Origin of the sequence: Pseudoalteromonas sp. Of7M-16 (genome assembly GCF_022347805.1) — a bacterium.
GTDB classification, from domain to species: Bacteria; Pseudomonadota; Gammaproteobacteria; order Enterobacterales; family Alteromonadaceae; genus Pseudoalteromonas; species Pseudoalteromonas luteoviolacea_F.
The window spans coordinates 93,387-117,129 of sequence record NZ_JAKRFY010000020.1 but is presented as its reverse complement, the minus strand read 5'-3'; the positions used below and the strand labels follow the sequence as shown (position 1 = coordinate 117,129).

Genomic DNA, 23,743 nt, shown 5'->3' with positions numbered 1-23,743 from the left:
CTTAGAGATTAAAAAGGCCGATAACGTTTTAAAAACGCCTTTACTTCAGGTAGTGCTGCATATGCCATCACATCAAAGTAACCAAGTGGCGCGGTGCCAGTTTCAATCCAAATTAACTGAGACAACTCACTTTCATGAATTTGCCCTTCTTGGATCATTTTATTTAAAGACCCAGAGGGACTTAGGCGCTCTTCAGCGTTTTTTTCGCTGTTATGGTTACTTGTGGCTTCACCGCTCGGGCTGGTGTTTAACTCTGACCAAAATGACTTTTGTTGACCTATCCAGTCTCTGATATTGACGTTCATTTGATGGTAAAAGCTGTCACTGAGCATTTGCATAGAGTGCAGTAACTGTTTTCTATTTGGCACTTTAAATAACAGTTGGGGACTATTTTTATAGTTATCAGTTATATTTTCTAAATGTAGTTTCCCCCCGGATTGGATCAGGCGAAGTACTTGCAGTAGCGTTGGTAAGTTTTCTGTTGCGGTCAATTTGATCCAATGAGTATTTTTATATTGGTACTCAGTTGCCAAATCGCCATTTAAGGTATTGGCGGTACTGTGAAAATGGCAAAGCAGACCTTCGGCTTGAATCGCTTTGGGGTTCTCAATTAATGTAGAAGATGGGTGCCATGGTAATACCAAATCACAAAGTAACAGCATCATGGCTGTTTTTTCAGAATCTCTGGTATAACGGTCAGGCAGGTAACTCATATTATGAAATAAAATTGCCCTAGCAGCCGGCTTGATCAGATCTCTAATCACGAGCTTTTTACGCTCATCAGATTGGATTTGATTGTGGTCGTGCACATGTTCAATCAATATATAGGCGCTCGAAATACCTTGTTTTTGTAATGGTAGCGTTTCAAAGTGGGAGAGGGATTCAAGCTCCCTTGATTCTATTAATCCTATTTGAGCAAACTCATCGTGGACTTTTTGCCAGTTCATTTCAGTGCTGTTGTCGCCATTTTCGAGCATTCCCAGATCATGAAAAAGGGCCGAGATCGCGAATGTTTTTTGAAGATTATCAGCAATTTTCCCTTTGTTAGAGAGCATATATTGACCGAACATGTATACGTCAATAATGTGTTGGCAATGCTGCAACGCAAAGTTGAGTGTCTCCGACGATTGGCTGGTGTGTAAGCTATTTTCAAGTGTTCTAAACAAAGAAATGGGTAAATATAATTCTAAGTTTTCACGGCAGTGCATCTTTATCAGTCTTAACATACTCATAGCTAGGTCAACTGGGAAGCTTCTAAATCTGTAACCGTCAGAAAATATGGTTCTAGCAGACTCAGTAATCACAAAGGCCAAAGCACATTTTTCGGGTTCTATGAACTGATAATCCTTTTTATCTTTTATTTTTTCTAGCACCTGAAAAACTAGCCACAGCATTAGGTAACCCCGCTTTAAAGGCGTTTTTTCGCGCGCTTGAAGCAGTCCTAAATGTTTTAAGTAGATATTTAACCCGTCATAGGTCGTTGTTAAAAGCGCTGGAGTGCTAGGTACATCATTTTTTCCAAGTCGCACTTGCAGCCACATGGCTAGGGGCTTTATATGTTTGTCTGCATTTTTCAGTTTGGACTCAATCTTCTTGCCTTCATCCTGGTCTGTATTTTTCTCTTCATGGTTAGCAAAAAATACAGCAAATAAAGCAACTAGATTTTTATATCGTTTGAGCTTTTGTTCGTCGTGTTCTTCTGTGCTGATAGAGTTGATAAGGTCGACTGTTTGTTTCAGAGTATCGCGGTGCTCTTTTAAGCAAATATCAGCGCCTTTGGTAAAAAAGCGTTCCAGTAAAAGCTGCCGCCAAACGGTTAATAAAATAGGAATACTAATGTCCGCCCAATACTCTATTGGGAAGTCCATACCAGCCCAAACTTTAAGCTTTTTGTTGAGGCTTTCAAATTTTGTTATAGGCCAAGGTACAGATGAGTTGTATTTCGAAAGCGTATAAGTGCGTATTGCGGGTGCGATTTCGGGCCACTTTCGAGCTTTATAAGCTCGCCAAAGCAGATTGGTAATCTCGATATCTGTATTTAACTTATCTTTTAAGTTGTTGGCTATTTCAGCAGCGTTATTTTCATCATAAATTTGTAGCTGTAAACAGGCGGTCAATCGTGGTGATTGGTCGCTGGGATCAGAAGTAAGCAAGCAATTAAGTACAGATAGGTTGCTGTCAACGATAGACTTAGTAACATACCATTTAAAATAAATTGACTGACCGCCCTCTAGCATATGCGTAGAAGCGTCATCCTCAGATGCGCTATTGGCTTGTTTGTATGACTTTTTGAAATAATCAAAGAAGTCGCCTTTGATTGTTTCCAAATGGTATTCATTGGGGTAGAGCTGTTTTGCTTTTCCGCTTATAAACGAATTAATCTTGTTACGGAGTCCTGGCATTGAGAAAGCGACGGTTGTACTTATGATCTGTCCAGATATTACCGAACATAGCACTTTCGCTAGTTGCAACTCAAGATCAGATTTTTCGTAATTTTGCAAAAAATTGTTGTTTAATGCGTGAGTCAACTTTGCTTTTAAATCGTACGTTTTAATCATCTGCTCAGTCATGGTGTTTACCAATTTCTAGGCTACGTGTGAAATTTAATAGCTCAGCTTCTTCAAGGGGTTTGGTTGTGCGTTTGATTCTCCCGTCACAAAGCTGATTAATTGTTTTTTGAACGTCACTGTCGTAAAAACCTGAGATAATAAGTATGGGTGTAGTTGTATTGGACTCTTTTGGTACAGGACAAGTTTTGAGCTTTTCTAGCAGCTCCAGCAGTTGCTGATCCAAATGTACTCGTCGGTTTTTTAGCCAGCAAATAAATAAAGTCCCCATCCAAACCACTAAGTCAGAATCAATGGGCTGGCTGATATCCTTGATTTGCTGATCAAGTAAAATACCATCGTAATAATGTTGATTGAGCAACTTAGCAGCTTCGGGTATGGTCGTTGCCCAATCAAGAGTAAAACCTTCTTCTTCTAGCAACATGGTTTCGAAGAAAAAATTGTCCTTTTCATCATCAATCCACAATAGTCGCATCGTATTCTCCTTAAATTGTTATCCGCGCCAATAATGTAAAAAAGTGGCTTGGGCAGTTACTACCGCCTTATTGTTATCGCTTCTCAATGGTGTGCTTTTTAGGGTGAGTTGACCGTCAGGGTGAGCGTTGATAAGCGATGTAGCCAATGGCAAACCTATACCTTGCCCGCTGATGTTTCTGTGCATGTTATCACGCTCGCCAAAACGCATAACTTGCTTCAACTGGTAGTCGCTTAATGCATGACTTACGTTACTTATCTCTATAATTAACTTATATTTAATCGTCGTGACCCTAACAAAAATATTATGGTTTGCAAGGGTGTACTTAACTGCGTTATCCAGTAAATTGCCAATGGCAATGTCCAAGCTTAGTTCATCAAAAGTGAACTGATCTGGTGCAGTATATTCAAATTCAATCTCAGCGCCTTTGTCCGTCGCCCAGTCTCGGTATCTGTCTATCCAGCGCTCAAAACACTCTCTGAGATCTGTTTCTTTTCTATCGAGCTCTATCTGTTGATCCATCAGCACACGTTGAAACTCTTGCCAACTTTTTACTAGAAACTCGTCTCTTTTTAATAACCTAAGCTGTTTTTTAACGGCTTTGTCATCGGGTGTATGCTTGAGGATCAAATGCGCAAAGCCTTTTGCTCTGGACACCAACCCCTGCGAAGGGGCCAAAATAGCATGGCGAAAAACCCCCATATCGGATCGCCATTGAATTCGCATTGCCTCGTGGTAAATCACCTGCGATAGCTCTCTGACTATTCGGTATACTTGCTCCGCTTCCCATTGTGTGAAAGCGCGATTGTGTGATGTAACAACTAAAAAGCCGTGAACAAGCTGACTACCATGGATAGCGATACGGGTGACCATACTGTGCATACCCAGTGCGATTAATTTGCCATTTGCTCTTTGAAAAGCATTCTTTTTAGGCTTAATAAGAAAATAATTATTGTCGCTGGGGAATATACGTTCCAAGTATTTAACTGTTTTAATGTAATCGGCAGATGTCATTTGCTGGGTCTGTTTGGAAGAGCCTGACAATATTAGCTGGCCCATTTCATTATTCACCATAAGCTCTACGTGACAGTCTCGTCGGATATAGGTATCGACCAAGTGTTTTGTTCGTTTTATAAGACTGTAATTGAGGTCCTGCCCAGAGAGCTGCATTAACTCGTCCATAACCTCAGGCAACTTTGCAAACAAATGATGCTGCTGAAATTCACACCATTGAATAGCTGTGGCGGCCAGCAGCTTGTCTGCTAGCTGCTGTTGAAATAATCCAATAACTCTGGTTTGAGTAAGAAGTTTTATCATGCCAATCAGAGCAACATCACTTTGAGTAGACTTGATCTTTGGTTCAAAAAATAGGGGATGATATAGCCAAGAACGAATTTGCTTCCAGCCCAACTCATGGCTCAGGCTATCTAATTTGCTTTTATCAAGACTACGACCAGCATCTTCGTCTGTTTTTGGGATAAGGCAGGCTTCACATTTATTGATTAAATAAGCTGATGTAGATCCTTGCGCAACACCAAAATCGATTAAGTTATGTATGTCATTTCCACTTTGACAGCGCGCTTGTGTTACTTTGCCTGATTTAACCGGTTCATAGAGCAGTGCCGCTTCTGCACCAGTATACTTGCAGAGTTGATCTAGGGTTCTTGAGTGCAAAGATTCGAGGTCTTGTTCTTGGTTTTGTGCAAAATCATGTAACTCGCTGCTGAACTTTTGTACACAATAACTTTGGTAATCTTTGAAGTACTCATAAAATCGCTTACCCGATGCTTGTATAAAGGTCTCAGATTTTTCCCTTGCAGCAGAGCCTCGCCATCTGTGTAATGCATTAAAGTGAGGTTGATAGGCTTTATCAAACACAGCTAACCAGAGTGAACTGTTTTTGATGTATTTGCTGACATCGTTACGTTTTTCGGGCTCCCACATTTTAAAACAGGCACGAAGTAGTAATTCAGATTGCTTAGTTTGAGATATACCCAAGTCTTCAATCAGGAGGTTTTGTATCTCTTCCTGTTCGATTGAATCAATATAAATATCTGAGATCTGTTGTTGTGTTGAGCCGTCGCAGCTCCAATGGCTTATAGTGTACAAACGCTTTTTGTCGGCGTCGTACTCCATTAGGTTAAGAGAGTATGCTTGGATGAATTCACCAATATGCTCTAGTAGTAATGAGAGCGTTTCAAAGAATGTTTTTTTTACTCTTGGTAAGCCAATGAGGTCCTTATATGCATTTTCTGCAACATCTTTGCGTTTGAGTGCCCGAGAATGTTCGTAGGCAATATTGATGTGCGCAAAATCACTTTGATATTTGGCTATATCACAGAGCAAGAACCTGTCTTTAGCATTGTCTTCACCAATGTAAAAGCAGATAAAGCCAATTAACTTTTGCTCTAAGTTATGAAGAGGCCAAAATAGTCTGCATTTATCTTTATTGTTTAACTCGCCACACTCAATACGTGTGGTAGGAATTGATTCAGGGTCGCCATACCCCGAAGTTTTTACGGGTCTAGTTGCGAGGTCGCCGGTTGTACAACGCCAGCTATCACTGTGCTTAGCGCGCTCGGCAATGACCCACTTTTGGTGCTCGACCAAACGAGCGGTTAAATGAGGTTCTTGCTCATCGCACAGGTAGCGCCTAGTTGCTTGTGTATCTTGCTTTTCTTTCGCTGCGCATTTGAGTTTGACGTAGGGCCCATTTTTGTTTGAAAAATCAATGCCAAAAATACGCCAATAATCAGCGCCAAGCTTGTAGCATAGGTTATCAGTGAGTTGGCTTAATGTGTCTTCTAGTTTATCTGGACTGAGCAAGGCCCAGACGTCATGTCTATTATCCTCTAGCATTTAAATACCCTTACTACTGATAAATTCATCGAGAACTTTATAGTCTTGAATTCGAGTCTGAAGCCTGTATTCGTATCTGGCGCCGCCTTTGGTTGGGCTTTCGTTAAAAAACTCTCGAATATAGGGCTGTTCTAATAGTTCATCTACTGTTGCGTCTTGATTTTCTGAGCGGACACTATCGTGTTGTAGAGCGTTTTCCACTTGCTCCCAAAAAACGTTAGACTTGGCATGTAAATAGTCCCTGAGAGTCGGCCAGCGGTTGATGGCGGCAAGCCATTCCATAAGAAGTGCCGTGTCAAAGGAGGGGGTGTGGCTTTCCGGCTCATTAGACATAAGCCATTGATAGGTGTTTAAACAGCGTTTTATTAGCCTTAAATTTGCAAAACAAGGCGTTGAAAAAACGTCTTTCCACTTTTCATCAAATCGCAGTCCGCTATCAGGGTTATCTTGATCATCTTGATATCCACCTTGGCTCAATAGCTCTTGATACAATGTATTATGTGTAGCCAAAGAGAATCGCGGAATTTGCAGCATGATCGGAAAGAGTTTCTCTAAGTACCTTTGGCTATCATAGCTTGAAAGCGATGAAAATTTGCTTCTGATAGCTTGTTGCAAGGTGACCTTGTCCATTGCGACTACAAAGCGACACCCTGTATGTGTATGACTGCTTACCAATAGCCGTATTTGATCTAGTAATTCAACAGCGCTTTGCGGTGAACACCTGTCCAAATCATCAATGATGATAATTGGCTTATTATCTTTCCAAAGGGTATTAATTAACTCTTCAAATTGCTCGGTGAGTAAATCTGTCTGAGTTTTCGAAGGAGGCTGTGTTTTAACTTGGCTAATTGTGTCGAAGTCTTTTTGAATATCAGTCAGGTTACCTTTAATTCCGATGGCACCAAGCATCCCTCTGACACCCAAAGATGCAGCGGTTTTAAGTACAGCCATAAATGCATCTAAGGCTTGCTGATTCACTTTATTCTTTTCTGGCTGGCTGTTCCAAATACAGTGCAGCAGTGCGGTCATTAAGCTGCTTTCTGCTTCATAACGCCAAGCGTCAAGCCAAACAACATTTTTGTCATTGAGCTCTTTTTTTAAGCACATTAATAAACTGGTTTTACCTGATCCCCAGTCACCACTAAGCAAGATGGGCGCTGTGTTGATGAGTTCTGTGTTTTGATGACTTTGCTCAAAGTCATCGAGTTTGTTCAGATTTTCTGCAAGGTAATTTGCGAAGCCTTGCAATTCAGGCCAATTTTCTAAACTTGAAACTGGGGTATCACTAAGAAATCCTTTCATCTCATTACCAAGGGTGAATTCAATGTAAAGCTCATACTCCTAAAATAACATTTTTTTTTCAAGTTTATTTTCTATTTAACAATCAACAGAGTGGCCAAAAATACAGTTTGGATGACTCAACGTAAATAGTGGAGGGTTGATCTCATCGAAGCTTGCTTTTATTCTGGGACGTTTTTGATTTGTGGGGTTTAAAATAATCTACTCCAATAGGGATGCATTATGCATATAAAACATATAAAGCTTTTACTCATTTCTTTGCTCGTTTTAATTAGCCAGCCGTTAAAATCTAGTGAGCTTGATGTGTCCACTTTAAACCAAAGCTTCGATTCTGTTTCTATTTACGCCTTATTATCTAATCCTGCTAAGTACCATAATAGACATGTGCAGTTTGTTGGATTCTTAAATATTGAACATGAAGGAAATGCTGTCTATGCCAGCAAGTTGGATTTTGATCAAATGATTACGAAAAATGCAATCTGGATAGATGTTACAAGTAAGCGCGGTGAGGGTTTAAGTGACGAATACGTACTAATTAAAGGCACATTCAAAGCAGATGAACAGGGACACTTTGGTTTATTTTCAGGTGCTATTGAAGATGTGTTGCGCTTAGAACTTCACAAAAATAGAAAGCAGCTTGAAGCCGAGTTAAAAGCCTCCTCTAAATAATCACTGATAATCGCTTTTCTGCAAGGAGAGGAAATAAAGATGAGTATGTTTATGGGCAATATTTAACATAATGTTTAGCGGCATGCTGACGCAGTGACCGAAGATCTAACGTGCTGACGAACCGGTCTATTTCTCCTAACCAAAGAAGAGAGTTTCAACAAGAAAATAAAAGACAAAAATTATTCTATAAATCGAAATTAAATTGACTATATTTTGGTCTACTTATCACACCTCATAGTAAAGGTATCATGTCATGTATAGTCTGATCCGATTCATGCTCTGTTGCTGGGTGTTGTTTGTACCCAAGCTATATGCTGCAGATGTCTCAACCACCTTTCCAACTGACCAAACCTCAGGAACCTTTACTTTGGGGACTCAGCCCAAAACAGTTACCTTTAGCGGTGGCGAAGTGAGGATCGCAGGGATTTCCTCATTATATCGAAGTGGTAGTAGGGCATTTATGGTCCGTAATACGACGGCAACGATATCGTTTGGTACGCCAGCTGTCGAACTATTATTTTACATTCGCGGGCAATCGACGGGTAACGCGTTTGTTAGACTGTTAGATGCGGATGACAATGAGCTATTAAGAGTCGAGGCAAACAGCAGCGATTGGAGCCAAGTATCGTTGCGCCGCGACAATGGTATAGCCAAAGTTGAGTTTACCAACAATGCGAGCGATTTAGCTGCCATGGAAGATTTTGAATACACGGCAATGGCAGAGCAAAGCACCGAACCTACTCCCATCACAGATCCCATTCCCGCTATGATTGAGGAGGGGGCGTTGAAGGCAAATTTGATTCCATTGGTATCGGGCACCCTAACTTCACCTGTGACCGGTGCGACGATAAATGGACAAGATAATTTCGTATATATCGTTGATCAAGTGGGTATTTTATACGGTTTAAACCTTAGCAATAATCAGCTGAGTCAAGTTTTAACCGTAACAGATAGACTAGTCGAGATTAACCCTAATTTTGATGAGCGCGGATTTTTAGGAGTCGCATTTCATCCAAACTTTAACAGCAATGGACTACTGTATACCTATACGTCAGAGCCCGCCGCGGGAAGCGTTGATTTTTCTTTCTCTGGTAGCGTAGACCATCACACAGTGATCAATCGCTGGCAGGCGACATTGGATCCGGATATGGGTGTCAATATAAATAGTGATTCTGCGACGGAGATAATGCGTATTGCACAGCCTCAAAGTAACCATAATGGTGGTACTCTTATATTTGATGGTGAAAACATGTTATTGATTTCGCTGGGCGATGGAGGCGCAGCGGATGATCAAGGGAATGGACACAGTGACGGTGGAAATGGTCAAGACACTCAAACACCACTAGGTAAGTTATTACGGATAGATCCCCTCGGCAACAACGCCGAAAATGGCAAATACGGTATTCCAGCGAACAATCCGTTCATTGATAGTAATGATGTACTGGATGAAATATGGGTCATAGGAGTTAGAAATCCGTACCGTATTGTTGCGCATAATGATCAAGTATATGTGTGTGATGTCGGCCAAAATAAAATTGAAGAAGTCACCTTAGTGACTGGCGGAGAAAATTTGGGCTGGTCTTTAAAAGAAGGATCGTTTGCTTTTGACAATAACGGCAGCGACAGTGGATTTGTGTATGATCCCAATCTTGCAAGTTTGCCGTCTGAGCTTGTTGATCCAAATTGGCAATACGATCGAGATGAAGGGGTTGCGGTGATCTGTGGCGCTGTATATGAAGGCAATATTGAAGTTTTAAAAGGAAAATTTTTATTCGGAGACTATCGAACACCAGATCTAGATAGAGGCAGACTATTATATACATCGACGTCAGATCTGATCGCTGAAATACCAATCGAAGCGGGCATGGACGGCGAAAAGTTACTTGGATTTGTTAAGCTCAACAGTGGTGATGTGCTGGTATTGACTAATGAAACAGGTACGCCACAGGGGTCAACAGGTAAAGTGCTACGAATCGAAGCGATACCGAACAATGCACCAGTGGCAGAGGTCGCTGAGTCCAATATAACTGTCAATGAAGGCGAGTTGGTTACGCTAAGTGCATCAGGTTCAAGCGATCCTGATGGTGATACATTGTTGTATGTTTGGACTCAAACATCAGGCGCCACTGTGACTTTGAACAATGGCAACACTGCAACGGCCACATTTACAGCCCCTAATGTCGAACAACAAGCACTGTTAGAGTTTATGGTTGAAGTCTCAGATGGCCATTTAGCTCAAAGTCGAGAAGTCAGTGTAACGGTCAACAATATCAGTAGCACCAATAGCAACACTACTACTGGCAGTGACTCGGGCGGTGGTGGTGGTAGCATGTCAGTACTTTTACTATTGCTACTTGTTTGTTTAATTTACTCATATAGTAAGCGTTATAGGGACTATGATTGAGCAAAACCAGTGTCGAACATAGTCGGTTTTGTAATGAATAGATTTTTGACAAGTTTTGAAAGGGTGCTTTATAAGCTAAGCACCCTTTAATATCTGAAGCATTAATTTGTAGCTACCGTGAAATGCGCTGAAACTTTGGATACAGGACATTGACAAGCTACTTCCTTTTTTGAATATAGCTAGAGGGGAGGGAGCGTTGTCGACAAACAACATGTTGCATCCCAAAGCTTACTTCATCAAAATTTGCGGACTCTTCCTTTGAGTGGAGATTGTAATTGTAAGCATTGGCCAGGAGAGCGCTAAAACTAAATGTTCCTTCTGTTATGCCGGTTGATACCAAATTGGCACCTTTAACCGTTATGCTATCTCTCGCCTTAATATTTACTTTGAAAGAATATGAGTTTTGATCAAACGAGTTGAAAGGGCAACTGGCAAGCAAAATCGCTAGTATCGAAATAACTGAAAATGCATTGTTCAACAAACTATTGCACGGTATTTTAGAGATTGTTGTGTATTAAGCAAGGCCCTGAAATTGCCTATTTTTAAGGGGGTTAGTTAAATTTCCGCTATCAAATATGCTCAACCTGGTCATATTCACCTATACTAAGCATGTCCGGCTTTGGTAAATTTCCTTATGTATAAACGTCTTAAGTCTGTGTTTAAGAGGGTTATCAACATTGGTTGTGATGGCGATGACTACAATGCACACAAAATACGTGTGTGTAATACTTTTGCACTTTTATCTTGTTCTATCGTTTTACTCGATGCCTGTCTCTTTGTTTTTTTCTATCAATCCTTAACTGCAGTACTTATGAACATGCTTTTAGTGGTAGCCTGCTGCTCAGCGCTTGTATTGCAATATTATAGGAATCATTACATCGCGGGATTAATGTTATTTCTCAGCGTTATCAGCTTTATTTTTATTCAGGCTTATGGGGTTGTTGGAAATGAAGTCGGTGTTCAAAATACCTTTTTAACCTTGTTACCCATGCCGTGGTTGTTACTAGAAGGAAGTCGAAGAAGCACAAAAATATTGCTGTCTGTGCTTTGTTGTAGCTGTTATTTTTTTATTGAGTACCACCAGCCGATCCAACAGCTAATTGCGCTAGAAGACACCCATAAAGGTGTATTGCAAATCCTGTACGAATTACTTGCAATGCTGGTGTTAATCTTGATCGCCATTACATTTGATAATGACCGCTATAAATTCGAGAAAAAGCTCAAAACAATGGCGACGACAGATGGACTGACAGGGCTCTCTAATCGAACCAAGCTTTTCATTGAGGGAGATAGGGCACTTTGTGCCGTAAAACGGCATAAATTACCATTTTGTGTCGCATTAATGGATATCGATCATTTCAAAAAGGTAAATGACAACTATGGGCACAGTCATGGAGATGCTGCACTTCAAGTAGTCGCAAAGTTATTAGCTGAAAACACACGAGAAAGCGATATCATTGGCCGATATGGAGGCGAGGAATTTGCACTGATTTTACAAGGTACGGATCTGTCATCAGCTATCGATAAGTTGAATTCTATACGTGAAAAGATAGAAGCAGAACCCATTTGCTACGGAAGTGTTTGTATCAATTGTACTGCAAGCTTTGGAGTCACTCAGTTGACTAACCCAGGTCAAAATCTAACGGATTTATTTGACCAAGCTGACTCAGCTTTATATGACTCAAAAGACAAGGGAAGAAATTGTGTGTCTGTTTACTAGCGTATTTACTAAGGTGATCACTAAATTGGGTTTGAGAAACTGATGTTTTAACTTGATTGGAACGATCTCTTTCTACTTGTATTTATCTGAAGATAGTTTGCAACTTCATTTAAGAGATAAAGATCGTTCAAATGATATCACTGTATTTTTTGGTTTTGGTGTTGTCAGTGTAGTAGAAAGTCGAGCAAAGCATTTTTAAAGTGTGGCTTTTCAAGTAACTTTACACCCCATTCTTGGCACTTATCTTTCATAGGCAGCTGTTTATTCGCAGTAAGTAAGGCAATTTTTGCATCAGGGCATTTTTCTTTTGCCTTTACAATGACTTCATCGCCGGTGCCACCGGGCATATTAAAGTCAATGGTGAAAATGTCGTAATCAGTTTCGGTTAGCAGAGTAATTGCATCCGCAGCACACTTAGCTTCATCAATTACTATATCAGGGTACTCTTCTTTCAAGACTTTTTTTATTTGTGCTCGGGCTACTAAGCTATCGTCGACAACCAGTGCTTTCATTTAGGCTCTCCCGTTTTATTTATATTATTTAGTTTAGGATAAATCCCGGCTTTCGTTAGGAAAACGGTTTAAGTTTGCAGTGTTTTTAATCTTCTTCTCCATTTAGCGTGTCTAACCAATTCACAAACTCGTCGACTGGCATAGGCTTGGCAAAGTAGTAGCCTTGTATTACGTCACAGTTTTCAGCAGCTAAGAAATCATTTTGTTGCTGTGTTTCTACGCCTTCTGCAATCAATATAAGTCCGAGGTTTTTGGCAAGACCAATAATGCTTTTGCATACCAAAGCGGCTTCTTCATCATCCGGTAAATCAACAATAAAACTTCTGTCTATCTTTAGTGTATGTAAGGGAAAGCGAGTCAGGTATGCTAAGGAAGAATAACCCGTACCAAAATCATCAATCGAAATGACAAAGCCTTTTTCAACCAAGCTGCGCAATAGTGCAATGGTTTTATCGGTTTGTTTCATTAACATGCCTTCGGTTAATTCAAGTTCGAAGTAGCGTGTTTCTAATTGATAGCGCTCAAGCACGGTCATAAAGCGTTGGGTGAAAGTCTCGCTTGAAAATTGCCTGGGTGAAATATTCACACCCATTCGAAAGTGTGGTGGAAGTATTTGCTTATACTCTGCTAAAAATTGACATGCTTGTGTGAGCACGGTATCGAATATTTGTTCAATAAAACCACTGTCTTCAGCGATTGGGATAAAGTCCACGGGTGAAATAAAGCCTTTGGTAGGATGGTACCATCGCACGAGTACCTCTGCTCCGTGCAATATCTTGTTATCTGGTGATAATTGCGGTTGCAATACGATGGAAAACTGTTGTTCCTTAAGTGCGACCCTTAATTCAGCTTCAAGCTCCAAACGTTTCTTGGCATTCTCATTCATTTTTTCTGAAAAGAACATGTAATTATTGCGAGATGAATCTTTTACAGCATACATTGCGGTATCAGCACATTTGATCAAGTCATATGCTGTTTCGCCATTTTCTGGGTAAGTGGCAATACCTAGACTGCCCGTTACAAAAAGTTGATGGCCGTCAATGTCAAAAGCTGATTCAAAAACGGACACGATTTTTTCGGCAACATGCGCTGCATGCTCTTTATGTTCCAAGTTTTCTAATAAGATGACAAATTCATCTCCACCCAGCCTAGCAACAGTATCTAATTCTCTGATCCCTTTACTGAGGCGAGTAGCGACAAGTTGCAATAATTTGTCCCCAGTGTCATGACCTAATGTATCGTTGATTATTTTGAAACGGTCTAGGTCTAAAAATATGATCGCTACATTATTATCAAACCGCCGTGCCCGACCAATGGCAGACTGAATTCTATCCATTAGCAGTGTGCGATTAGGCAGGCTGGTTAATTCATCAAATTTAGCCATGGTTTCGAGTTGTTGCTCATACTGTTTGCGTTCCGTGATATCTCGTAACACAACTACAAAGTGTCGTTGTTCCGACAGCTCAACGGTATTAACTGAAAGCTCTGCAGAGAAGCTACTGTCTTTGCCATGTGGTGTAACCTCCAGTTCTATTGAGTCGGCATATTTTGCCCAAAGAGGCAGCATGGCAGCCATTTGGTTTGCCCCTCCGTTTGCCTCAGACAATGGTTGGTTTTTCTCCTTGAGAAACTGATGCAAATTTATGTTACTGAGTGTGCCTGTAGCGCTATTTAACAATTCATTTGCAGTGTGATTAAACATTTGGATTAAACCGCCAGCATCGACAATGATAATTGCGTCTTTGACACTTTCAAATATGCCTCTAATTCGTTTCTCTTGTGCTTCTATCTGATCGGCCTTGAGGTTGGCCTCGCTGGCGAGTTGATGTAGGGCGGTTTCCCGATTTACGCTTTCCGATATATCTATGATTTCAATCAGGCAAAATTGTCCATCAACATTGATAGGTTTAACCTTAACTACTTGAGAAATTAAAGTTCGCTCTTTTGTTGATTGCTTGTCTCGGTAAAAAGGGAATGGTGCAGGATTCAATTTATTCGATAATATGGCAGCGCGCCTGAGGTTGAGTGCTTTTTCCATAGCTCTGTTCAAACGCGAGGGAAGTTCGGGAAAGACTTCGGTGATAGGCTTACTATCGATGTTGCCTTCGACAATACAATGCGCCTTTATCCAATCATTAATAAAGACAATCTCGCTGCGACAATTAATTACAATCATGCCAACGTCAGTGCGGTTAATTGCCTCAATTAAATACCCCGGTGGGGTGTTACCTTGCGCCATTAAAGTCCCAGTTCAGACAGCATTTGGTTAGTCTTTTCTAAAAACTCTTCGATAACTCGGATGTCTTGTACAAATAAAATATCCCCTCTAACCTGACTATCTTTAATTTCAAAGTGCATACCAACAGACATCACAGTATCACCGGCATAATACTTGTCGACGAGATCTTGAAATGTGCCTGAGTAGGCAGTTGGCATTGCCGTGCTGATTGATACATGCATCATATCGCTGATTGAGGTGATGATAGCATCTAAAATGATACTAGATATTTCTGTAAGAGATTCGACCTCCAAAGCTGTCAGGGTATCTGCACCACTGGTTTCCTTGAGAACTTTTCGAACCAAATTAAGACTATGCTGGGCGGGGAACAGCAATATGCCATTACATTCCATCTCCCCTTTTATTGGCAACACGACTGCTGTGATATTACGACCTGACTCAATTTGAAGTTTGTCAAAAATCGCATTTTTTTCAAACAAGTCAAAGCTTGGGACTGACATTAAAATTTCTTCATTAATCATGTCGTTAAGCTCAACAATTGCCTCACCTAAACCGACGTTGAAAAGTTCTTTTATGTAGTCTATTTGTAATTCTGAAAGCTGCATCCAAATACCTGCTATGCGTGGATATCTTTGATATGCCAATGAGGTAACCTTATATAGCAAGCCTAGCAAACATTTGTACTAATACCAGTCTACTAGATAACAATCAGGTTGGTAATTTAATTTAAATAACCTGAAATTGTCATACAATTATATGGTCAAGTTTAGCTTGGTGGTTGTTAGCTAATTGAAGCTCCTATTAAATAAACTCAAAGGTTGCTAGTGTTCATACTCTGAGGTGTACTAGTACTATTGAGTCAAAAAGCGACAATGTAAAATTATCAAAAAACCACATCTATTTTCTATTTATTTGCTAACCACTTATACCAAGCGTTTTGTTGGGTTTTGGCGTTCATTCTTTGCTGTATCAGGGCATCAATTGAAGTGGAGTTTAGAGCTGCGCTAAATTCAAAATCTGGACTGCTTTGCTCTAAAGTAACGCCATTCTCACGGCCTTTATCTGTCACTTCACAGTGACCATTTTTACAAACTACATCTGGCTCAGGTTTGTTAACGACAGTGTCGGATTTCGTCATGATATAGCGTTCACTTACATTAGCAGGACTGTGAAATTTGCTGAATTCACTTGCAGGTATACTTGGATCAGTTTCTGCGGTTACTTCTACCATATGTTGTAAAAACTGAAAACTGCCTTGATGGGATAAAGCACTTGTACCGGGCTCTGTGATAAATGAAATAAACCCTTTATCAATTGATGAAGCAGAGAGTGCGTCACTTGCAAGTAAGTCAGTGATTGTTGCCTGATCTTTCTGTGTAAACTGGACGGTCAGCTGGTGGCCATGCTCATCGAAATGACCCTGGTTAAAATTGCTCAGTAGTTTACCATCATTGTGTTTTCTATAATTGCCCAGATCGTTGGCAAATTGGTGAATAAATTTAAAATCTACGTTATTTTGCTCACCATATTGATACATCTCAGACAATAAGTTTCTATCTTCTTTGGTTAAGAATTCATAAGGGTGAGTGTTCAAATTAGATAAAGACATGCCATCGACTTTGCTGCTAACATCAGGTTCATGTCCACCAAATAAATCTTCCACCATGAGTGCATAATACTTGTTTGACTGGACAGAACCTACCGTAGTGTCACGCTCAAGACGAGTTACGTTAGATGCAAACTGTGATAGTGCTTGTTCTTTGTATTGGTTTGAAACCATTAATTTTCCAAGTGAAGAAAACCCCTCGTAATGGGTATCTAGCGACTGTTTAAACAGTGCTTTTGCATCAATATCACTGTCCATTTTAACGGCATCTCTCTTAAATTCTGTTTGAACATTCTGATCATGCATATGCCACATTTGATAAGCCGCTAGTTTCTCTGAATCGGAAAAAGTGCCGCTTGGGTCGAGCGCAATGATTTCCAGTTGTTGCTGAGACAACTTTTCAAACTCTCTTTTTGCTGATCCAACAGCTTTCTGGCTGATATGTTTAGTTGTTGGGTTGTTTTGCTGGGTCCAGCTCTGAGTTAATTGGTTTAGTTGCTTTCTATCAATGGCTTGCTGTGCGCCTCTTAGCTTTGATGCTAGCGATGATATTGAAATGTTGTTATGAGAAACTGATTGATGTGTGTTTGTGTGCTTTTGCACATAGGCTTTTGGAGGTAGTGTCACATTTGCATTCAATTTAGAACCTGAAATATCCATATTATCCGCTCTCTTTGTGGCAGGTTAAACACGCGATTGACTGCGAGTACTAAAGAAGAAGCCATGTCCATTCTCTGGCGTAGTACATTTGTCGTATCTAATATGGTAACAAAGTAAGAGGGTTGAAGCTCTTTGTCAAGTTGTGGACTTTATTTTAGAGATAGGTTTATTGGTAGAATAAAGCATTATTTATGGTCTGTTTTCATTCGATATAATCAGTTGCTTTTTTATCAAATATCTCGGCGTTATAAGCCGAATTTTATAGAGTATATTGTGGTTTAAATCGCAACTATTATAATTTCTCATTTGGTTTTTGTTGATCGCTTGTGAGGTCAGTGTTAAAAAATGTTCGCTTTGTCGGCTGTTGTGACAAGTTATTATAATTTCTTATTATTGTTGATAATGCCATTTATAAAGATCCTGTTACGAGTGATATTGTCTTTAAACTTGCCTTAGTAGATAAAGCTGACTATTGAATGAGCTATCAGGAAATAGCTTATACCTGTTAATACGTAATAAAACAAAAGGAGTTATTATGAAAGTTGCAATTATTTTATTATCTAGTTTGCTTGCCTTGTCATCTATAAATGCGAATGCTGCGATGGGATTTGATGAGTTTTTTGAACTTAGTAGGAGTAAATGGTTTGAACCTTGTATGTTTCAGTCAACTTTGAGTTTTTCCGAATATTTGGCACTTTTGGTGGCTGATGGTGCAATTACGCCAGAAGTCGTACCTTATGCACTTAGCAACGGTTATGTTCCCGAGACTGCTTGGCCTTTTGCACCGGAGATAGTCGTTGATATATGTAAAGCAAGGAGTCGGAACTTTGCCTCTTTGGATTGATAACAAGGGCGACACGCAACTGTAAGCTATTTCAATATAAGGTTGCCTTGTATCTGGCAACCTTTTTGATTGCAATTTATCTTCGACCTAAAGGTGTTTATTAAATGCAGCGATTCTGTGTGTAGCAATCAGCATCCCAAGTCATACAATACTGCTTTTGCTCTGTCCAGCATGCATAGTACGACACGTATCCAGCCCCCGCAACCTGAGGAGTCTGCCCTTGTTTTAGTGTATTGTTGGCACTGTCTAAGCGTTTAAGTGACTTTTTGTTAAAGTGAAGTTTCATATCGCCTCCTTGTTCTCATTTTGGTGAATTTCACCCTGAATCCTATTAGTAATCTATGACGATTTAATTTAACTTTTATTTCACTGTTTAGTAACTGGTGAGTTGTAAAGTACTTGAAAGCTGTGGGAATCAAACTGCTCTAAGCCTAAATCGATACTTAATCAAAATAATTGTATTGCAGATCTTAATTGTCGTGATCACATCTATACTTGAAATAGTGAACTCGTTTGTCTGCCATGAGGGAGAAGCACATAGGCAAACTAATAAGTTTTTGTCGTTTGATAGAGAAGATCGATTTATATGCGCTTTGTTGTCAAATTTACAAATTGGTTATTGTTAGTGTATGTTGTTTTGTGTTGTGCTCATGCTAATAACAAATCAAATGAAATTTCAATTCCACTGAATAACTGGACTAGCCAGCGAGTATTGTCATACGCAGTTGGCACTATGATTCAAAAGTATGGTTACAATGTTATTTACCATGATATGCCTGCCAGTGATCAGTGGGGGGCAATGAAAAAAGGGCTCGTACACTTTCAAATAGAAATTTGGCAACAGTCGATGTCTGGCCAATTCAATAGAATGATAGAAAACAACTATATAGTAGATTTGGGTGTCCACGATGTGGTGGTTCGAGAAGAGTGGTGGTATCCAAAATATGTCGAGGAATTGTGTCCGGGCTTGCCTGACTGGCAGGCGTTAAATCGATGTGCAACGCTCTTTTCCAGTCAATCAGGTTCTTCTAAAGGTGTTTTTTACACGATAGATTGGGACTATCAAGATGCGGATCTTATCCGCGCATTAGGATTACATTTCACCATTGAGCGACTCAGCAATGAAAATGAGCTATGGCGGTTACTTGAGCAAGCTTGGGAGAAAAAAGAGCCTGTGTTGATAATAAACTGGACACCAAACTGGACGGATCTTCATATGCCAGGGAAGTTTGTCCAATTTCCCAAATACTCGCCAGCTTGCGAGGTAGATGCAAGCTGGGGGCAAAATAGCAATTTAGTCAATGATTGCGGAAATCCACAAAAAGGTTGGTTGAGAAAAGCTGGCTGGACAGGTCTGCAAAGTACCTACCCATGTGTATACAATTTACTAAGAAAGCTTAACTTCTCAAAAAACATGATAGCTGATGCTTCAGCACTGGTTATCGTAGATGGGCACTCAGAGCAAGAAGCTGCAAAAAAGTGGCTGGAAAAGTATAACCTTGATATAGCCCATTGGCTCGAGTCGTCCTGCGTATCAAAAACATGAACAACTAAGGCTGAGTATGAAGCACGCTTTAGTGTGTACTTTACTACTATTTAACTCAAATTATATTGCAGCTTTAGAAGTTGTATTTGAGCACAACCCTCCATTTCAAATGGTTGACGAGAGTGGTACGGGATATGGTCCCGTTTACTTTTTCGCTAAGAAACTCTTAAAAGCGGCAAACCTAAATGCTAAGTTTACGGCCAAACCTTGGGCTAGGATCATGAATAAAGATGCTCAGAGGCAAAATGTGATGATCTTGTCGATGTCAAAAACTCCACAAAGAGCCAACCGTTTTATCTGGCTAACATCAGTGTATACAGGGCAACAATATTTTTGGAAAGTTCGGTCTAGAGCTGAGCCTAATAACGGAGTTATTAACGTCGCGATCGAAAGAAATTCTCACAAGATGAAGAGTGTCATTTCTCATTTTCGTGAAGATAACGTGTTGCAAGTTATCAATTCAACACAAGCGTTACAGGCATTAATTAAGGGTCGTGTGAATCGCTTTGTGGGAACGACTTTTGCTGTATCGGGAAAGCTTGCAGATCTAGGTTACGATATGTCGATTTTAGAACGTCTGACTGTGTTTGATGAAGCGGGATTTGAAAGCAAAGGCTTATATTTAACCCTCACGCTTAACACACAACAGAAATATGTGTCAGCTATCAAAGAGGCACTAGCAAGTTCAGAAATTAAACGTGCGAGACAGGAGTTGTTTACAGGTTTTATTGAAGCCGAAAAAGCTCTATTAGCGCAGCAGTAAATTGAGGGGTTATTATTTGTCCTGATTGTATATCGTTGGCTTATTTAACTACAATGGTTTTGGACCAATAGGCGGCATGGTGACTTGTATTAAAATAAAAGTTAAAAACGTATTCTTATCTTAAAAATAGACAATTTTAGGTAATCCACCTTCATCGACACAACGATAATAGGCTGTTTGAACAGAGTGCGGGTTATAGTGCTCTTCGCTCCAAGCGACTTTACCGGCCTTGTAACACAAAACATATGCTGTTGTTCTTGCTTCAATTGCAGATGATACGGACATTGCAACAAGCGTTACTAATGCGATGAGCGTTGCCTTTTTCATTTTGAACCTTTGTTATTGTGTTAAATCGCTTTGAAAAGTACTCCGACGCATTCTCATACAAAACGAATGTGTTGTAAATGTAATTGTTAAATATTTTATTGGGTTTGTTATTTTTTGAGTGCGTATGGCAAGGAGGTGTCTTTAAATCGCTTTGAAACATCCCTTTGAGTTATTTTTTGGCATTTCAGTCATAACTTAACTCTCTTCGTAAGCTAATAATTAAGCCGTAAGGCCACTGTGCCTTTTCATTAAAGTTACACTTATCTTTATATAAAATATAAGCAGTGTAAGCGAACCTATCATTTTTAGTAAAATAAATAGCAAACCAAAAAGCCACGCCTAGTATTATTGTTTATAAAAAAAATTTAGACGTGACTTGAACATTTAAAAAAATAAAGAATAACCGTTTATTACCAGCCGCTGTTTGCACTCATACAGTAAGTGACAGTCGTTTTTCTGTCTTCAGCCCAGTTTACATGTTCGCTTTTCATACCGATTAAAGCGCCACGAGAAGAACCTAAATCCCACGGGCGGTCGAGTGAAGAAGGACCATCTTCTAGACATTGTTCTGGCTCTAATTGCGTGCCGTATGCAGAACCTTCGTTCATTGCTGCGCAAGCAAATTTGAATCTGCGATCTTCAGCCCAGTTTTCATGCTCAGCATAAACACCAACTAAAAACTCACCATAGCGGCAAGTGTAATTTACCGCATGATCAAATTCGTTTGCATAGCCAGACCAGCTTACGCGGCCGCGGTATACTTTGCTACCAGAAGCGGTTTTAAACTTTGCACATTCAAAGCTAAAACGGCGGTCCTCAGCCCAATTTGCATGGTAGCTAGATACGCGTTGTAAAAACATGTTGCTCGGGCAAGTAAATCTGAATGTTGCGTCAAACGCGTTGACGTCAGTAGCGCTGTAACCACTAAAAACAACCAAATTTCCAGACTGAATGTTGAATGATGAACTAGATACTTGTGCGCTTTCTAATTCGAATGTGTTTACGCCGAATTCAGAGACATCATTGTTAGAGTCAATTAACTCGAGTATTTTATCGACATTATCTGATTGGCTAGAAGGGATTTTATATACTTTATTACCTAGCTTATATTCCATGTCTCCAGCACTTTTTAATTCTTCAGAAAATGCGAAAGAAGAAGTGATTAAAGCTGATACCATAGCAGCGCTGAAAAGTAACTTTGTATTCATTTAAATATTCCTTTTAAATTTAAATAACAAATTCGGCTTAGAACTAAGTGTGAAAGAGCCGATTATGATTATATATACTTGGTTCCGATACAGCTTTATATTTCGGAGTCCTATTTATAGGTGTTGAATATTTCAGCTAAATGACGGTTATTTATATTAATTTTAAGGGTGTTGCGCTTAGTGCAATTCGATTCACTAAGGTAGTAATTTAGTTCTGTATGGTAAAAAATTCCCCAAAATAGTGATGTTTTGCTCAGAACGAGCAACCATATTTGGCTAAGTTACGATTTAGGAACAGCTATATTTTTATCGTTATAAAACTTTTCTACGAATAATGTTCTATGTATAAACACGATACTAGTGCAATTCATGAGATAAAAATTTTTAAAATTTTTTGAGGGTGCTTGTGCATTTTAGACTTTGTACTGTTTGGTAGCATCTTTAGAAAAGGCAGCTCTTAGCGCCTAAGGAGGCGGTAAACCAAGATATGCATACAATGCCTATCAATTGCAGACTACCCGCCAGTGAATGCTGCAAGAGTTGTCAATAAGCCTTTATTGGCATTTGCTTTTCTTCTAAGTCGTTTTTTTCGTGCCGCTGTATCACATTTTAACCGCAATTGAGGGGCACTGACATCGAATCGAATTCCCATTCCAATTTCTTACGGGAGTAGAGTGGCTAAGAAGCCAGTGATCAATGCGCCCAGTGAAACACTTGTCATGCTCCACGGTGCTAGCTCCCAAGGAGCATTACCATTTTTACTGTTATGAATTTTATTCACGTTCAATTTGAAATAATAACATTTTTATTTACTTAGCTATCCAAGTATAAATAGTTCATCGAAAGCTATAGACGTCTAGATTGCTAAAATAATTTTAGGCTAGTTAGTAATAATTGCTCGAAGAGGTTAATAAGGTCTTGAATTAGGGAAACAAACCTAAGTAGAGCAGGAATTACATTTAGGGTTTACCTAAAACATTTGGATACCAGATCATGAAAAAAGATTTTACATTTACTATCAAGAACCTTCGCCTAGACGAGAACTATCACCCGTCAAATAACACGCGTATTACGACGAACTTTGCAAATTTAGCAAGAGGCGAAAGTCGCCAATCTAACTTGCGCAACGCGTTGCAAATGATTGATAACAGTTTTAACGCGCTTGCGCATTGGGATAATCCGCAGGGTGATCGTTACTCAGTTGAACTAGAAATTATCTCAGTAGATATGGATATTGATGGTAGTGGTGAAACATTTCCGTCAATTGAAGTACTAAAAACCTACATTATTGATAATAAAACAGGCGAGCGCACCGAAGGTATTGTTGGAAATAACTTTTCTTCTTACGTAAGAGACTACGATTTCAGTGTACTACTGTTGGACCATAACAAGGACAAACCGCAATTCAGTGTTCCGGAAAATTTTGGCGAGTTGCACGGAAAACTGTTTAAGTATTTTTTAAACTCAGACACATACAAGCGCAATTTTAGTAAACTACCGGTTATTTGCCTGAGTGTTTCGGATAACAAAACGTACCACAGAACTGAAAACCAACATCCAGTATTAGGTTATGAGTATCAACCGAATGAGTCTTCATTAACCGAGCAATATTTCAAGAAAATGGGCTTGCAGGTACGTTACTTTATGCCACCAAATAGTGTTGCACCGTTTGCATTTTACTTTTTTGGTGATTTGCTAAATGACTACTCAAACCTAGAGCTGATCAGCACAATTAGCACCATGGGGACGTTCCAAAGAATTTATCGTCCAGAAATTTATAATGCTAATGCAGTAGCAGGAGCACGTTACAAGCCAAATTTAAAGAATAAAGACCATTCGCTGACACAAATTGTCTATGACCGCGAAGAGCGTAGCCGTTTAGCAATTGATCAAGGCAAGTTTACCGAAGAGAACTTTATCAAACCCTATCAAAATATTTTGCAGCAGTGGTCGGCGAATTACGCTTAATGTCTAAAAAACCAATAAAAACAGATAGAAAGCATCAGCTTTTGTGCTTTCTATCTGTTTAATGAGATACAGTCGTG

General features: G+C 39.7%; 19 protein-coding genes. 7 read left to right on the top strand and 12 right to left on the bottom strand.

Annotated features, from left to right (window positions below; all coding sequences use genetic code 11):
* Positions 1-8: 8 nt before the first annotated feature.
* Genes MHN81_RS19400 through MHN81_RS19385 form a run of 4 tightly spaced genes read right to left on the bottom strand, consistent with a single transcriptional unit; the run spans position 9 to position 7,203 of the window.
* Complete coding sequence (locus MHN81_RS19400) at positions 9-2,570, bottom strand: hypothetical protein (RefSeq protein WP_239426464.1); 2,562 nt, start codon at positions 2,568-2,570, stop codon at positions 9-11.
* Entirely contained in the window at positions 2,563-3,042 is a 480-nt protein-coding gene (locus MHN81_RS19395) for a response regulator (protein WP_023397503.1), read from the bottom strand. The genes MHN81_RS19400 and MHN81_RS19395 overlap by 8 nt, the downstream gene beginning before the upstream one ends.
* 18 nt (positions 3,043-3,060) lie before the next feature.
* Positions 3,061-5,901 carry a HAMP domain-containing sensor histidine kinase gene (locus tag MHN81_RS19390; RefSeq protein ID WP_023397504.1) on the bottom strand — a complete coding sequence of 947 codons (2,841 nt, stop codon included), beginning with the start codon at positions 5,899-5,901 and terminating at the stop codon, positions 3,061-3,063.
* Entirely contained in the window at positions 5,902-7,203 is a 1,302-nt protein-coding gene (locus tag MHN81_RS19385) for a P-loop NTPase fold protein (RefSeq protein ID WP_239426463.1), read from the bottom strand.
* Between the two features lie 219 nt (positions 7,204-7,422).
* Between MHN81_RS19385 and MHN81_RS19380 the strand changes: the two genes are divergently transcribed.
* The 3 genes from MHN81_RS19380 (at position 7,423) to MHN81_RS19370 (ending at position 11,993) form a co-directional block, all read left to right on the top strand.
* Positions 7,423-7,869 (top strand): hypothetical protein, encoded by a 447-nt coding sequence (locus MHN81_RS19380; RefSeq protein WP_239426462.1) that lies wholly within the window; start codon positions 7,423-7,425, stop codon positions 7,867-7,869.
* A 253-nt stretch (positions 7,870-8,122) separates the two neighbouring features.
* Complete coding sequence (locus tag MHN81_RS19375; RefSeq protein WP_239426461.1) at positions 8,123-10,273, top strand: PQQ-dependent sugar dehydrogenase; 2,151 nt, start codon at positions 8,123-8,125, stop codon at positions 10,271-10,273.
* Between the two features lie 889 nt (positions 10,274-11,162).
* Positions 11,163-11,993 carry a GGDEF domain-containing protein gene (locus tag MHN81_RS19370; protein ID WP_052027329.1) on the top strand — a complete coding sequence of 277 codons (831 nt, stop codon included), beginning with the start codon at positions 11,163-11,165 and terminating at the stop codon, positions 11,991-11,993.
* Between the two features lie 164 nt (positions 11,994-12,157).
* Here the strand turns inward: MHN81_RS19370 and MHN81_RS19365 are convergent, their stop codons facing one another.
* The 4 genes from MHN81_RS19365 to MHN81_RS19350 form a co-directional block, all read right to left on the bottom strand.
* A complete protein-coding gene (locus MHN81_RS19365) occupies positions 12,158-12,505 on the bottom strand; it encodes a response regulator (protein ID WP_023397509.1) in 348 nt (115 codons plus the stop codon).
* 85 nt (positions 12,506-12,590) lie between these two features.
* Positions 12,591-14,744, bottom strand: a complete 2,154-nt coding sequence (locus tag MHN81_RS19360) for an EAL domain-containing protein (RefSeq protein ID WP_239426460.1) — start codon at positions 14,742-14,744, stop codon at positions 12,591-12,593.
* Positions 14,744-15,349, bottom strand: a complete 606-nt coding sequence (locus MHN81_RS19355) for a hypothetical protein (RefSeq protein WP_023397511.1) — start codon at positions 15,347-15,349, stop codon at positions 14,744-14,746. Before MHN81_RS19355 ends, MHN81_RS19360 begins: the two co-directional genes overlap by 1 nt.
* A gap of 299 nt (positions 15,350-15,648) precedes the next feature.
* Positions 15,649-17,010: a hypothetical protein gene (locus tag MHN81_RS19350; protein ID WP_239426459.1), complete on the bottom strand. Its 1,362-nt coding sequence runs from the start codon at positions 17,008-17,010 to the stop codon at positions 15,649-15,651.
* Between the two features lie 535 nt (positions 17,011-17,545).
* On the opposite strand from MHN81_RS19350, the gene MHN81_RS19345 reads away from it, so the two are divergent.
* Entirely contained in the window at positions 17,546-17,854 is a 309-nt protein-coding gene (locus tag MHN81_RS19345; protein ID WP_023397514.1) for a hypothetical protein, read from the top strand.
* Positions 17,855-17,954: 100 nt separating this feature from the next.
* On the opposite strand, the gene MHN81_RS19340 is transcribed toward MHN81_RS19345, so the two are convergent.
* Positions 17,955-18,140: a hypothetical protein gene (locus tag MHN81_RS19340; RefSeq protein WP_023397515.1), complete on the bottom strand. Its 186-nt coding sequence runs from the start codon at positions 18,138-18,140 to the stop codon at positions 17,955-17,957.
* Between the two features lie 300 nt (positions 18,141-18,440).
* Here MHN81_RS19340 and MHN81_RS19335 point away from each other — a divergent pair, with 300 nt between their 5' ends.
* Entirely contained in the window at positions 18,441-19,400 is a 960-nt protein-coding gene (locus MHN81_RS19335) for an ABC transporter substrate-binding protein (RefSeq protein WP_239426458.1), read from the top strand.
* Between the two features lie 16 nt (positions 19,401-19,416).
* Positions 19,417-20,163: a transporter substrate-binding domain-containing protein gene (locus MHN81_RS19330; RefSeq protein WP_239426457.1), complete on the top strand. Its 747-nt coding sequence runs from the start codon at positions 19,417-19,419 to the stop codon at positions 20,161-20,163.
* Between the two features lie 120 nt (positions 20,164-20,283).
* On the opposite strand, the gene MHN81_RS19325 is transcribed toward MHN81_RS19330, so the two are convergent.
* From MHN81_RS19325 to MHN81_RS19315, 3 genes are all read right to left on the bottom strand, one after another.
* Positions 20,284-20,490: a hypothetical protein gene (locus tag MHN81_RS19325; RefSeq protein ID WP_239426456.1), complete on the bottom strand. Its 207-nt coding sequence runs from the start codon at positions 20,488-20,490 to the stop codon at positions 20,284-20,286.
* 410 nt (positions 20,491-20,900) lie between these two features.
* Complete coding sequence (locus MHN81_RS19320; protein WP_023397519.1) at positions 20,901-21,698, bottom strand: dermatopontin-like protein; 798 nt, start codon at positions 21,696-21,698, stop codon at positions 20,901-20,903.
* Between the two features lie 514 nt (positions 21,699-22,212).
* Positions 22,213-22,350: a hypothetical protein gene (locus MHN81_RS19315; protein WP_196764410.1), complete on the bottom strand. Its 138-nt coding sequence runs from the start codon at positions 22,348-22,350 to the stop codon at positions 22,213-22,215.
* A 341-nt stretch (positions 22,351-22,691) separates the two neighbouring features.
* On the opposite strand from MHN81_RS19315, the gene MHN81_RS19310 reads away from it, so the two are divergent.
* Complete coding sequence (locus MHN81_RS19310; protein WP_023397520.1) at positions 22,692-23,666, top strand: DUF1852 domain-containing protein; 975 nt, start codon at positions 22,692-22,694, stop codon at positions 23,664-23,666.
* The last annotated feature ends 77 nt before the right edge of the window (positions 23,667-23,743 follow it).